General features: G+C 63.7%; 3 protein-coding genes. All 3 read right to left on the bottom strand.

Translation table 11 applies throughout. From position 1 onward, the window contains the following. Positions 1-76: 76 nt before the first annotated feature. The 3 genes from FHW68_RS02785 to FHW68_RS02775 are packed head-to-tail and all read right to left on the bottom strand — an operon-like array spanning position 77 to position 14,674. Positions 77-1,720: a cyclic peptide export ABC transporter gene (locus tag FHW68_RS02785; protein ID WP_183678635.1), complete on the bottom strand. Its 1,644-nt coding sequence runs from the start codon at positions 1,718-1,720 to the stop codon at positions 77-79. After that, complete coding sequence (locus tag FHW68_RS02780) at positions 1,717-5,526, bottom strand: amino acid adenylation domain-containing protein (protein WP_183678633.1); 3,810 nt, start codon at positions 5,524-5,526, stop codon at positions 1,717-1,719. The genes FHW68_RS02785 and FHW68_RS02780 overlap by 4 nt, the downstream gene beginning before the upstream one ends. A 52-nt stretch (positions 5,527-5,578) precedes the next feature. After that, the gene (locus tag FHW68_RS02775; RefSeq protein ID WP_183678631.1) at positions 5,579-14,674 is read right to left on the bottom strand and encodes a non-ribosomal peptide synthetase; all 9,096 of its coding nucleotides are present in this window, start codon (positions 14,672-14,674) and stop codon (positions 5,579-5,581) included. Positions 14,675-14,694 lie beyond the last annotated feature (20 nt).

The following is a 14,694-nucleotide window of genomic DNA, read 5'->3' as shown; positions in this document are numbered from 1 at the left end:
ACCATGCAACCAGGTGATGCGCGCCCGAACTGCGACAATTGTCCGCGGTGCCGGGCGCTGACATCACTCAATCCCATCAAGCATAAGCCGCATGGGCTTCGACCTGGGTGAGGCGGCCGTTTTCCACTTTCAGTACCCGGTCGGCCTGTTGGAAGTAAGCGTCGTCGTGGGTGATCACTATCACGGTCTTGCCCCGGGCTTTCAGTTCCGGTAACAGCTCCATGTAGAACACCCGCTTGAAGGTCGGATCCTGGTCGGCGGCCCACTCATCGAACAGATAAAACGGCTTGTCGTCCAGATACGCCGACACCAGCGCCAGTCGCTTGCGTTGGCCCGTGGACAGCTCCACGGTGGAAAAGCGGTCGTCGACGATGCTGACTTTGTGCCCTAGACCCAAGGCCTTCACATAACGCGTCGCTTCGGCGGTGCGGTGCTCGGCGTCCGGTCCGTCGTCGCCCAGCAAATGTTCGAACAGGTGGAAGTCGGCGAACACGGCGGCAAAGTGCTGACGGAATTGCTCGCGGTTATCGTCGTCCACCTCCACGCCGTTAAGCACCACGCAGCCGGCTTCCGGCGCATACAGCCCAAGCATCAGCATCGACAGCGTGGTCTTGCCACTGCCGTTGCCGCCGACCACGAACACCAGTTCGCCCTGTTCCAGTGTCAGATCCACTGGCCCGAGCATGAAGGGATGATCCTCGTGTTCGCCGGGATAGCGGTGGCACACACCGTTGAGTAGCAGGCGCATGGGGCCTTCGCTGGCGAACACATTGCCCAGCGGGGCGACGGCTTGGGCTTCGGTGCTCAGTTCGGCGTCCAGCTGGCGTATGCGGTTCAGGGCAATACTGGCCTGACGCAGCGAGGGCAGGGCGATCATCAAATCGGAAATCGGCCGTACCAGATACAGCAGGGTGATGGTGAAACTGGTCAGCACGGTGATCGGCTGCGGCAACCAGAACGGCACGATGAACAGCAACACGCCCAGGTTGAGGTAGAACAGCAGCGTGCCAAGGTTGGCCACCACCGAATACCCGGCCATGCCGCGCAGGAAACGCAGGCGAAACTCGTCGGCGCCCGGGCGGATGACCCGCTCGACAAAGGCCTCGCCACGGGCATTGTTCAGCTGCAATTCCTTGCTGCCTTCGATCAGGCTGCGAAAGTGCTGGTAGAGCACATCTTTTTGTAGTCGCACCCGTTCCAGATGGCTCAACGGCCCGCGTTCGGCCAAGTGGAACGCAATCAAACCGACCAGCAGGAACAAGGCCAGAATCGCCAGCAGTGACCACGACAGCCAGGCCAGATAGGCAAAGCACGCCAGGGTCACCACGGCGTTGACGAACAACAGCGGCACCCACTCGAACGCCGCGGTAAAGGTGTGTACGTCTTCGGTGAGAATCACCAGCAAACGGTGTTTACCCATGCCTTGCAGACGCTTGAGCGGGGTGGCGAGCAGCTTGCGCGACAAGTCGATGCGCATCTGGAAAATCGCACTTTGGGTCAGGTGCAGCAGCGACAGTTCCGAGCAGAGTTTGCTCAGCAGCATGCCCACACACAGCCCGAAAAACCCCAGGGCCAGTTCGGGCAATTGCTGCGGATTGGCCAGCCCGCGGTTGATCAGGATCACCAGTCCCGCACTGGCCAGCCCGCCCAGTGCACCGGTGATGGAGGCCAGTGCCAGCAGGCGTGCCGATTGGCGGTAGAGATAGAGAATCAGGTTCATGCGACGGTTTCCGTCGAGGCCATGGCCAGCGACTTGTTGAGTTGTTCATGGAAGGCAGACTGTCCGAGGATCGTGTCGTGATCAGCGGCGACCTGATGATGACAGGTTCGCTGACTGATCGCGTCCCATAGCGCCGGCAGCGTCGGGCGCTCGATCAAGGTCTGCTCGGCCCACCAGAGGTGCAGGGTGGCACGCACGGACGGCACTGAATAGCCGTTGACCCAACGACGTGCGTCGGCCATCACCTCCAGCGTTTGCTCGACATAGGCCAGAGGTGCCTTGAGGCTCAGGCCGTTGGCGTTCGCCCATTGCAGCAAGGCGAAACGCAATTGCTCCACGCGACCCAGTTCTGCGGTTGCAGTGTGCAGCTGCGCCAGGCATTGCGCGGTGAGTCGCTGGCGACTGTCGCTGCTCAATTCTTGCTGAACGATGGCCTGTAATGCATCCCACGCCAGCGTTTCATCCTCGGCGTGGAACGTGCTGTCGAACAACCCCAGCCATTCGACTGTTTGCCCTTGCGCCTCCAGCTGTCGGGTCAGCTCCAGCGCGAGCAAGCCGCCCATGGACCAACCGCCCAGGCGATACGGACCTTGAGCCTGAATCTGGCGGATCTGTGGCAAGTATTCGCTGGCCAATGCAACGAGGTCCTGACTGCGCAACGATTCGGGCAACGGAATGCCGTACACCGGCATTTCCTTCGGCAACCCGGCAACCATCGGCAGGTAATGGTGAACCCCGCCCGCTGGCTGATGCAGACAGAACAGCGGTGCCTGTGCAGTTTCACCGGCTTGCAAGACGATGACCGCCGCAGGGTCGTGGGGCTGGCTAATCTGCTCGGCAAGGCCGATCAGCGTCGGGTGCTGGAAGATCACGTTGACCGGCACTTCAATACCCAGGGTCGCGCGCAACCTGGCCGTCATGCGCACCACCAGCAACGAATGGCCGCCGAGGGCGAAAAAGTCGTCGTGGCGACCGATCACTTCGGCTTCCAGCAGCTCTTGCCAGAGCGCTGCGAGTACCTGTTCGATATGGCCCTCAGGCGCTTCATAAGTCGCGAGGCTGTGGTTCGGCGCCCGGGCCAGCAAGCCGCGATGATCGACCTTGCCGTTGGCGGTGCGCGGCAGCTGCGCCAGCCACTGAATGTCGGCGGGAATCATGTGCGCCGGCAACAGCGCCGCGAGGGATTCGCGCACGGCACTGGCCTGAAGTTGTGTGCTCGCTTCGATGAAAGCACGCAAGCTCGGTTCGGCCTGAGTGGTGTCCAGCAACACCACCGCCAGTTTGGCGCCGCTGACGTTGCACAGCCCGGTTTCGATTTCGCCCAGCTCGATACGGTAACCACGCAGTTTGATCTGCGAATCGGTACGCCCGAGGAAATGCAGTTGCCCGTCCAGGTCCTGCCAGGCGAAATCGCCGGTGCGGTACAGACGTTGGCCTTCAAGAGAAGGATGACGGGCCTGGATGAATTTCTCGGCAGTCATCTGTGGCAGGCCCAGATAACCGTCGGACAGCCCCGGCCCGGCAATGTGGATTTCACCCTTGAGCCCACGGGCCACGGGTGCACCCTCGCTGTCGAGCAAATACACCCGGGTGTGGGCGATGGCACGGCCGATCGGCACGCAACCCTGATCGGGCCGACACAGGGCGACGGTGCTCCACACTGAAGCTTCCGTCGGTCCGTATTCGTTGTACAGCTGTGCATCGGGTTGGTGGCGATAGTGGTTGTCCACCAGCGCCGGCGGGCAACTTTCTCCGGCGACAATCGCGGTGCTCAGCGCACTTGCGGTATCGCCCAATTCGTCCAGTAATAACGCATACAACGAAGGCAGGGCCAGCAGGTGCGACACATCGTGACTGCGGATCAACCGGGCCAGTTGCAGCGGATCTTTCTGTTCGGTTTCGCTGGCCAGGTGCAGACAACCGCCCTGGCTCAGGCTCCAGAACAGCCCGGCGATGGAGCTGTCGAAGGCGAACGACGACAGCAGCAGGAAGCGTTGCACCGGCCGCGGATACCCCGCCAGCCGCGCCGCCAGCGAATGCAGGGCGTTGGCATGGCTGATCACCACGCCTTTGGGCTGACCGGTACTGCCGGAGGTATAAATCAGGTAGGCCGGTTGATCTCGGGAAACGCTGGGCTCCTCTTGCAACGGCACCACCGGCAGCGCTTGATCAATCGCCAGTGCGCTCGGTTGCCAGTCCACCGGCAGGTCTTGCAAGCGGGCGCGATGAGTCAGCACCAGACGGGCCTGGCTGTCACGCAGAATATGCTCGATGCGCTCAGTGGGATAAGCCGGGTCGATCGGCACGTAGCAGGCCCCGGCGCGCAGGATGGCAACCAGCGCCACCACCGCATCGATATCGCGTGGCAGGAAATGCGCGATCCGTGCACCAGGTTCCAGGCCTTGGGCGAGTAGTTGCTGGGTGAGGACGGTGACGCGCTGATCCAGCTCGGCATGGCTCAACGTCCCGCTTGGGCCCGTGACCGCCGGGCGTTGGGCATGGGCGGCCGAGCCTTGGGCGAAGCAGGCAGCCAGGTTGGGCAGGGCAAAGGTGGCGGCATAACGCTGTTCTTGCGCCGGGCTCAGGGGCGGCGAAGCGCACAGCGCTCCGGTCACCCGTTGTTGCTCGGCGGTGCTGCAGGTTGCCAGTCGGCCCAGGCTGATGAAGGGTTCACGCAGGCTGTGCTCGATCACGCTCAGCAACTGTTCGGCGAGAAGCTCGACGTGGGCAGGCGTGTAGAGCGCGGCATCAAAATGTAGCGATAAAGCACTGGCAGAATGGGGTTGATACTGCAACAGCAATGCACAACCGGCGCTGATACTGTCGGCCTGTTCGATCTGCCAACCGGCATCGTTCAGCGCACTGTGCGGCACGTCCGCGAGTTCGCGGAAACCCACGCCCGGCAATGACGGCACGTTGCTCAAGTGGCTCGGGTAGCTGTCCCGAGCATCGTTGAGCAGGCCGACACGCTCGGTCACTTGCTGGCACAACGCGGCAAACGATAGCTCGGGTGGGGTGTCGAGTGTCAGCGGCAATGGTTCGGAAAACAGGCCGAGGGCGTCGCCCAACACGTCCGGACGCGTCTGGTTCTCATAAGCCAGCGTCAGGCGTTCGGCTTCGCTGTAGCGCTGCCACAAGGTGACCCAGGCCGCGAGCACGACCGTGCCGGTGCTGACGCCGAGGCTGGCCGCTTGCTGATCGAGGCGTTGCAGGGTCGAGTCGTCGAACGACAGGTGCATCCGCGCCATTTCGGCAATCCCGATAGCCGGATTCTGGCGCTGCCAAGGCAACGGCACATCCGCGACCATCGCGTTGAACTGCTCATCCCAGAACTGGCGGCCCTGGTCGTCCACCGACTCCAGGCGCCACGCCGCATAGTCGGCGTATTGCAGCGGCGGCTCTTGCGGCGCCGCTTGCAGATAGCTCTGCGCCCATTCTTCGCAGAGATAACCCAGGCTGGTGCTGTCCAGGTGCAAGGCCGGCAGGTGCAAGATTGCCGACTGGGTGTCCACATGCAGTTCTATGCCCAGTGCCTGCCAATCAGCGACCGAATCGTCGATCACCTGCATCGGCAACGACAGGCCCGGCAGTTGTTGATAACGGGTACGCAGGATCTCGTGGCGCTGCATCAAGGCCAGCAAACCGGTTTTCAGCCGTGCGCTGTCCAGCGGTTGTTCGCTGCGAATACGCAGCGTGGCCCGCTGCGCTGACGGAGCCAGACGAGTTTGTTGCAGGCGCCACAGGTGCGCCTGTTGCGGTGACAGTTCGAAGCCTTCGAACGGTGTGTTTTCGTGAGTCTGAGTCATGCTGAGACCTGTACAAAAAAGTGGGACATGAGCGTCGATTGGCCGATCATCATCATTGTTCGGTATCCTTCACGACGCTACGGCGACGGGCCTGGCCCAGCGTGCTCTGACGCGCGCTGCCGGCTTCACGCAGCGCGGCTTGAGCCTGGTCGCGGCGGGCCTGTTGCAGTTGATTGAGTGGCACCAACAACTGAGCGACGCTGGTGTCAGCGTTCAGCACGAGTTGCTCCAGCAGGCAGACGAACAGACGGTCGAACAGTTCGATGTAGGCACCGGCGTAACGCCCGGTGTCGTAGTCGTAGACCACCAGCAGGCCTTCGCCGTCATCCACGACGTTGATCAGCAGGTCGACATCCGAAGCTTGCGGTTCCAGCTCTCGCTCGCTGATCGCCAGTCCCGGCAAATGCAGGTCCTGCTGGCGGGTGTTCTGCACCACCAGTTTGACCTGGAAGAACGGCGTGTACCGCGCGTCCCGCTGCGGCAGCAGGTCGGCCACCAGGGCATCGAACGGCAAGTCCTGATGGGCAAAGGCATCCAGCGCCACACGACGGGCATCGCTGAGCAACTGGTCAAACGTCTGCTGCGGCGTGACGTGACAGCGCAATACCAACTGGTTGACGAAGAAGCCGACCATGTCTTCGGTCTGTTGCTGATGACGGTTGGCGATGTCGGTGCCCACCAGCAGGTCTTCGCGTCCGGTTTGCTGATAGAGCAACACGTTCAGCGCACTGTGCAGCACCATGAATGGCGAGGTCTCGCGAGCGGTCGCCATCTCGCCGATGGCCCGTGCCAGCGACGCTGGCAAGCGACTGCGGTGCCGCGCGCACCCGCCGTGATCGCGAATCTGGGCGCCGGGCAACAGCAGCGGCGCGGGGCTGGCTTGCAGTTGCTGGCGCCAGTAGGCCAGTTGTTGTTGCCAGATCGGGCCCGGCAGGTGGGTGCGTTGCCACATGGCGAAGTCGGCGTATTGCAGGGCCGGGGTGTCGATGCGAGCAGCGGCGCTGCCGAAACCGACGTAGTCGGCAGCCAGTTGATCCACCAATTGCGCGATGGACCATGCATCCACCGCGATGTGGTGCATGGCGATGGCAAGCACATGGGTCTGCGCGTCCAGTTGCAGCAAACGTGCACGAATCAACGGTGCCTGCGTCAGGTCGAACGGCTGACCGAAGACCTCGGCCAATTGCGCCTGGATGGCCGGCTCCTGTTCCTGTGCCGCGATCTGTTGCAGATCGCTGACCGGCAGAGCAAATGCCTGCGCCGCTTCGATCTGCTGCCAGGGCTCGCCATGGTCGCTGTGCACGGTGCTGCGCAATACTTCATGGCGGGCGATCAGTTGCTCGAATGCCAGGCGCAGGGCTTCGACATTCAGCGCCCCGCTCAAGGTCAAGGCGAACGGAATGTTGAAACCGCTGGAGCCAGGGTTCAACTGCTCAAGGAACCACAAGCGCTGTTGGGCAAACGACAACGGCAGCGGTTGCGAACGGTCTACCGCGGTGATCGCGGGCAGGGCCAAAGGCATGGCTTGCAAGCGGGCGCTGTCGATGGCGCGTGCCAGGTTTTTCAGCACCGGGTGATCGAACACCGCACGCAAGGGCAGGTCCACGGCGAGCTGGCTGCGAATTCGCGAGACCACCAGTGTCGCCAGCAACGAGTGTCCGCCGAGGGCGAAGAAATTGTCGTCGGCACCGATGCTCGCCACGTTGAGAATCTGCTCCCAGATCGCCCCCAGTTGCTGTTCGGTGTCGCTGCTCAGCGGTTGTTGTTCGCTCAAGTCGCTATGGTCCAGCGCACGTGCGGTCAGTAGTTTGCGGTCAACCTTGCCGTTGGCGTTCTGCGGCAGCGCTTCCAGTTGTTGCCAGTGGGCGGGCACCATGTACGACGGCAAGCGTTGGCTCAGCCATTCGCGCAGCACTGCTACCGGCGTGTCATCACCGGTCCAGTAGGCAACCAGTTGCAGGTCGCCACGCTGGTCGGCGTTGACGATCACAGCCACGGCGTGCACGGCGGGATGACGTCCCAAGTGATCTTCGATTTCACCCAGCTCGATGCGGTGACCACGGATTTTCACTTGCTGATCGCGGCGACCGAGGAACTCGATCACGCCGTCTGCACGCCAGCGCCCCAGGTCACCGGTGCGGTAAAAACGCGCACCGGGTTCGAACGGGTGTGCCACGAACGCGGCTTGGGTTTTCTGCGGATCGTTGAGATAGCCGCGACCAACACCGACGCCACCCACGCAAATTTCACCGGGCACGCCCACTGGCACCGCACGCAATGCCGCGTCCACCAGGTACAGATGATTGTTGGCGGTCGGCCGGCCAATCGGCATGGCGTTGCCGCCTTCTTCAGGCACGGTGGTCAACGGGTGGAACGCCACGTCGTCGGAGCATTCCGCCGGACCATAGGCGTTCATCAGCGGCACATGGGCGAAGCGAGTGAGCCAAGCCTGGGCCAGCGCCGGTGGCAGGGCTTCACCGGTCGGCAGCAACCAGCGCAGCGCCGACAGTTGTGTGTCGGTGCTGGCGAGATCGAGCAGGGCGCGGATCATCGTCGGCACGGCTTCGAGCACCGACAGTTGCTCGTTTTCCAGCGCTTGCAGCAGGCGCTCGGGGTCGTGGGCAATCACGTCCGGCAGGATATGCACGGTGGCGCCAAGGATCGGTGCGGCGAGGAATTGCCACACCGAAATGTCGAACGCCGGGGAGGCGGTCTGGGCAATCCGGTCCGCGCTCGACAGGCCCAGGGTCGGCACCTTGCCGAAAATGTTGTTGAGCATGCCCCGTTGCTCGACCATGGCCCCTTTTGGTGTACCGGTGGAGCCTGAGGTGAAGATCACGTAGGCCAGATCGTCGGGGCTGCCCGCCACGTTCGGCGGCGTTGCATCGCCCGCCAGCCACAGGGTTTCGGTGCGCAGGCGGCGCGGGGGCGCGGTGCTCGCGGCCAGTGCCGGGTCGATGACCGAGTCGGCACTGTCGCTGGTCAACAGAATCGTCGCCCCGGACAGTTCGAGAATCTCGCTCAGGCGCTGTGGCGGATGCTTGATGTCCAGCGGCAGGTACGCCGCACCAGCCTTGAGCACGGCGATCATCATGCTCAGCAATGGCAATCCGCGTTCAGCGGCCAAGGCCACCAGCGTGTCGCGACCGGCGCCGGTTTCGATCAGTGCACGAGCCAAGCGGTTCGAACGCTGATCCAGTTCGGCATAGCTCAGGCTGTCGGCGCCACACACGGCTGCAATGCGCTGCGGATGCTCCGCTACGTGCCGGGCGAACAGTTCGGCGTAGGTTTGATCCAGCGGGAAGTCGAGTTCACTGCGGTTCCAGTCCACCAGCAGGGTCTGGCGTTCGTCCGGCGTCAGCAACGACAGCGTGGCCAGCGGTGCATCAGGCTGGGCGACCATTTGCGTGAGCAACTGACGCAGGTGGCCGAGCATGCGCTGCACGGTGTCGGTGTCGAAACGTGCGGCGTCGTAGGTCAGGCGAATGCCCAGGCGATCGCCGGGGTAGAGCACCACGGTCATCGGGTAGTTGGTGTGCACCCGGTCTTCGTAGATGTCGACGTTGAAGTCGACCTGGCGGTCCGACAGACCGGCGTCGAACGGCGCGTTTTCGAACACCACCAGGCTGTCGAACAATGAACGACCGTGCTCGATTTCACTCCAGCGCTGAATGTCCACCAGCGGTGCATGTTCGTAGGCACGCAACTCGTAGTTGTGCGCGAACAGCGCTTGCAGCCACGGCACCACGGTTTGCGAATCGTCGACCTTGACCCGCAGCGGCAGGCTGTTGATGAACAACCCGACGATGTCTTCCACGCCCGGCAAATCAGTCGGACGTCCCGACACCGTGACGCCGAACAACACGTCATCGCTGCCGCTGTAACGGGACAACAACAAGGCCCAGGCGCCCTGAATCCAGGTGTTGGGCGTGAGCTGGTGCTGTTGGCACAACGCGGTCAAGGCGCGGGTGTCGGCAATCGACAGGGTGACGTCCAGGTTGGCCACCGCTTCGACCGCTTGCTCGGTCACGGCCGGGCGATCCACCACCAACGGCGTCGGCGCGCTGAAACCGGCCAGTTCGCGGGTCCAGAATTGTTCGGTGATGGACGTATCCTGGCATTGCAGCCAATGGATGTAATTGTTGAACGACGGCAACAACGGACGCGCCACAGGCTGGCCGAGTACGCGGGCCTGATAATGGGCGAACAGGTCAGCCATCAACAGGCCGAAGCACCAGGCATCGGTCAGGATGTGGTGGAAGCTGCGCACGATCAGGAACTCCTGATCGGCCACCTGGAACACCCGCAAGAAAGTCAGCGGCGGGCGGCGCATGTCGAAACCCTGGCGGCATTCGGCGTCCAGTACGGCGTCCAGCTGACGCTGGCGGCTCGCTTCGTCGAGATGCCGCCAGTCGTACCAGGCGAAGGCCGGGTCAGTGTCGTGGTAGACGCATTGCAGCGCGGCCTTGCCGTCCTGCCACCAGAAACCGGTGCGCAGCATCGGGTGCCGGGCCAGTTGCCGGGCCCAGGCGAATTCGATGGCGCTACGGTCCAGTTCGCCATCCCAGCGATAACGTTGCTGCATCAGGTAGATGCCGCTGTCGGGACGCAGCAGGGTGTGCAGCAACATGCCTTCCTGCATCGGCGACAGAGGCAGTAAGTCGTCGATGCCGGCCCAGTCGAAGTGGGCACCCAAGTCCGTGAGATCGTGACCGGCGGCGCGGCACAACGGAAATGCGTGGGCGCCGGGAATGGCTTGCTCGGCATCGGCAGCCAACAGGGCCAGATGCCGCTCCAGTGCTTGAGCCCAGTGTTCGGCGCCTGGGCCACGGCAATCGATGTGCAATTGACCCTGTTGCAGGCTCACGGACAGGGTCAGCCCGGCGCCATCGATGGGCGCGCTGGCGGCGATGACCTCGCCCAACGGCCCTTCATGGGCCAGCCATTCACCGGCCATGACGATATGCACGGTTGGCTGCGGCAGGCTTAGCAGCGGTTCATGCAGGTAGTCGTTGTCGGCCAGATAACGCAGCACGCCGTAGTCGTCGCCAAAGTGCGGGGCGGCGGCCAGTTGCGCGTCGACCTGCGCGAGCAACTGCGCGGCGCTGGTGCCGGGTGTCACGCTCAAACGCAGCGGAACGGCGTGGCTCAGCGCGCCAATCACCGTCGCCGGATCGAAGTCGGTACGACTCAGGGCGCTGCTGAGCGGCAAACGTGCGCGCTCGCAGCGACCGCGATCCAGGCTCAGCCAGACGTTTTGTTCGGCACTTTGTTGCGCCAGTTCCGCCGCGACGGCGGTGGCCACCAGCGAAGCCCAAGGCGCGTGACTGCGGCGTTGCAGCAGGTTCAGACGGGCGCTCAGTGGCGCCGGGATCTGCACGCGGCTTTCAGTCGCCCCGTTATCCTGCTGCGTGGTCGGTGGCAGGGTTTCACCGGCATATTGCAGCCAGTATTCCCAGGCCGATTCCAGCCCGTCTTCATCGCGGGCGCAGCGGTTTTGATGGTCGGCCCATTCGTCCAGATGGCCGCCGTGACGCGGCAGTTCGATCGCACGATCGTATTGCGCTTGAGCCACGGCCAGCGCCAGGTCAGTCATCAACAACGCCCAGGAAGCAGCATCCAGGCGCAGTGCATGGGCGACCAACAACACCGCGTCGCCCTGTTCCGACAGGCATGCGTGCCAGCCTTCGCCCGCCGCGTGATCCAGTGTGGCCAGTGTGGTTTCGGCCAGTGCGTTCAGGTTGTCAGTGTCGAGCGGCTGGCGGCTGGCGCTGACCGGTTTCGGCGTGCTCGGCAGGGTTTGCGCCCAGCCACCGTCAGTCTGTTGAGTCAGGCCCAGTTGCAGTGCGCGGTGTTGCTGTTGCAGAGCCAGCACGGCGCGGTTCAGCACTTCGAGGCTGATCGGCGTATTCAGCGCCACGCAGCGCCAGTCCGCCGCCAACGGGCCGGCTTCGAGACGGGCGTGTTGACCTGCGGTCAGCGGTACATTACGCGCAGCGCTGGTGGTGTCGCGGCTGTAGCTCGCGCCTTGGCTGATCACCGCGGAGATTTCAGCGATGGTGCGGTTTTCGAACAACTGCTTGGGCGTCAGTTTCATGCCGCGCTGATGGGCGCGGGCGATGATTTGCAGGTTGAGAATCGAATCGCCGCCCAACGCAAAAAAGTTGTCATGAATCCCCACGCGCTCGACCCGCAACACGTCCTGCCAGATCTCGGCGAAGGCGATTTCCACCGCATCGCGGGGAGCCTCGTAGTTGTCCTGGCGGGTCGGTGCATCGGGCAATGGCAGACGGGCGATGTCCGGTTTGCCGTTAGCGTTCAGCGGGATGGCGTCCAGGGCGATGAAGTCCGCCGGCACCATGTAGTCCGGTACGCGCAGAGCCAGATCGGCGCGCAGTTTATCGGTCGAGAGAGAGGTGCTGGCCACCAGCCAGGCCACCAGTCGCGCGGGTTCGTCAGACGGTTGCACCACGCGCACCAGCACTTGTTGGATATTGCTCGACAGGCGTTTGATCTGTGCTTCGACTTCGCCCAGTTCAATGCGGTAGCCGCGCAATTTAACCTGGTTGTCGACGCGCCCCAGGAACGCCAGTTCAGCGGATTCCAGCCAGCGCACACGGTCGCCGGTGCGGTAGGCGCGGGGCAGATCGGCAACGGCGGTGAAGCGTGCAGCGGTTTGCGCCGGATCGCCCAGGTAGTCAATGGCCAGGCCTTCGCCGCCGACCCACAATTCACCCGGCATACCGACCGGCACGGCGTGACCCTGGCTGTCGAGTACCCGCAGTTGCCGGTTCGGTTGCGGATGGCCCAGCGGCTGTACGCCGGCCAGTGGCTGTTCGATGCGCGACAGGCAAATGCCCACGGCGCTTTCGGTCGGGCCGTAGTGGTTATAGATCGCGAGTTCCGGACGCAGCGCGCCGATAGTGTCCAGCAGTGAGCGTTGCAGCGCTTCGCCACCCAGTAGCAACGCGCGGCGCGGTAGCAGACGAGCATCAGGGTGCGCGGCGAGCAAACCGTGCAGGTGGTTGGGCGTGAGCTTGACCAGGTCCGGCGTGAATTCGCCAAAGCACTGCGCCAGGGCATTCGGGTCGGCGCGGGTGTCGTCGTCCACCAGCAACAGGCTGCCACCGCTGACCAGCGCCCCGAACAACTGGGTGTAACCAAGGTCCGCCGCCAGGGTCGACAGCAGCGCATGGCGCCACGGTTGTTCGGCCTCGGCGCAACCCAGTTCGGCCAGAATGCCGCTGACATAAGCAACGATAGCCCGATGGGACAAACGCACGCCTTTTGGTGTGCCAGTGGAGCCGGAGGTGTAGATCACATAGGCGCAGGCTTGTTGATCCACCGCCGGCAGGTCGATGCCGGTCGCGCGGGCTGAAGCGTCGATCACCTGCGCAGAGGCGGTGTCGAAGGTCGGCGCGCCAATGATGAAGCCCACGTCGGCGCTGGCCATCAGTGCACTCAGGCGCGAGGCCGGTTGGCCCAGGTCCAGCGGCAGGAAACACGCGCCGGCCTGCATCACCGCCAACAGCGAAATCACTGCGTCGTTGCAACGGGGCAGGGCCAGGGCGACGCGATCGCCCTGTTGCACACCGCGCTGACGCAAGGCGTGGGCCAGTGCGGTCGAGGCTTCAAGCAGCTCGCCGTAGCTCAATGCACCATGGGCGTCACGCACGGCTTCACGCTCGGGATGGCGGCGGGCCTGAGCGGCGATCAGTTCATGCAGCGCAGCATCCGGCACTTCAAGCGTCGCGCCGTTGCCCCAGGTGCGAGTCAGGTTCAGTTCCTGCATCGGGCACAACGGCACGTGGGCCAGTGGCCGGTTGGCGTCGCGGCTCAGTTCGTCAAGCAGCGTTACCAACTGTTCCATCAAGCGCGCGCCGGCCGCATCGGACAAGCGTTTGCGTTGGTGCACCAGATGCAGGTGCAAGCTGTCGCCTTCCATCGAAGCGATCAGCGACATCGGGTAGTTGTTGCGCCCACCCGTATGGCGTAACGGCGCGGTATGTTCGGCATCCGGCAGCCCAAGCAGGCCGTCGTCGATCTGATCCAGCTCCCGGGGGAACGGGAAGTTTTCGAACACCATGATCGCTTCGAACAACTCGCCACCGGGCGGCAGCGCGGTCAAGGCCCGCAGACTGGCGAGCGGCGTGTGTTCATGCTCGCGCATCTCGGCGTTCCAGTCCTGGATGCCGGCCAACCATTGGCCAACGGTTGGCGCATCGTCCCAGCGAACCCGCAACGGCAAGGTATTGATGAACAGACCGACCATGCGCTCGACGCCGCTCAAGCGCTGTGGACGCCCGGCCACGGTGACGCCGATCAGGGCCTCGTCGCTGCCGTTATGGCGACCCAGCAAGTAAGCGTACGCCGCTTGCAGCAGGGTGTTGACGGTCAGGTTGTTGTCACGGGCGAAGCTACTCAGGCGCGCCGTCGTTGTCGCCTCCAGCACGCGCTGGTGCTCGGTGCAGGGCAGGTGCGCGTCTGCCAGCTCGGCGAGCAGGCCGCGCGGGTCTGATTCGGGCACGCGGGTGGTGTTGGCGAAATCCGCCAGGCGGCTGCGCCAGAACTCATCGGCGGATGGGCGTTCATCGAGGTAGGCCACGTAATCCTGGAACGGGCGCACCGCTTCCAATGCCGCGTTTTGCCCACGACGGGCCGCGCGATACAGATCGCGCCAGTCCGCCAGCAGCGAGCCAACGCTCCAGCCGTCGAGCAACAGGTGATGGTGCGTCCACACCAGCGACCACTGCGCTTGTCCGTTCACATCGTCCAGGCGCGCCAGGGTCAAGCGCATCAGTGGCGCGGCACTCAGTTCGAAGGCTTGTGCGTGATCTTGCGCCACCAGGGCCGGCAGCCCTTGCGGGTTGCCGCGCAAGTCGACTTCGCGCAGCGGCAGATCGACTTCCTTGAGGATGACCTGATAAGCGTCGTCCAGCTCTTCCCACAGAAACGCCGTGCGCAACACCGCGTGGCGCTGCATCAGGGCAATCCAGGCCTGACGGAACGCGTCGAGGTCGAGGTCACCGGCCAGGCCGATGCTCATTTGCTGGTAATAGACCCGCGACTCGGGCGCATAGGCCTCGTGGTACAGCAGGCCTTTTTGCAGCGGCGTCAACGAATAGATGTTTTCGATTTGGTCATGCATGGCAGCAGTGTTCAATCCAG

The sequence above is a fragment of the Pseudomonas sp. Tn43 genome (assembly GCF_014192635.1).
Classification (GTDB): domain Bacteria; phylum Pseudomonadota; class Gammaproteobacteria; order Pseudomonadales; family Pseudomonadaceae; genus Aquipseudomonas.
Note: the sequence above shows the minus strand (reverse complement) of the source record. Positions and strands in the feature narration are given on the sequence as shown.

Coding starts and splice junctions, on each gene's coding strand:
- FHW68_RS02785 (WP_183678635.1), bottom strand. CDS start 1,720: ATGAACCTGATTCTCTATCTCTACCGCCAATCGGCACGCCTGCTGGCA.
- FHW68_RS02780 (WP_183678633.1), bottom strand. CDS start 5,526: ATGACTCAGACTCACGAAAACACACCGTTCGAAGGCTTCGAACTGTCA.
- FHW68_RS02775 (WP_183678631.1), bottom strand. CDS start 14,674: ATGCATGACCAAATCGAAAACATCTATTCGTTGACGCCGCTGCAAAAA.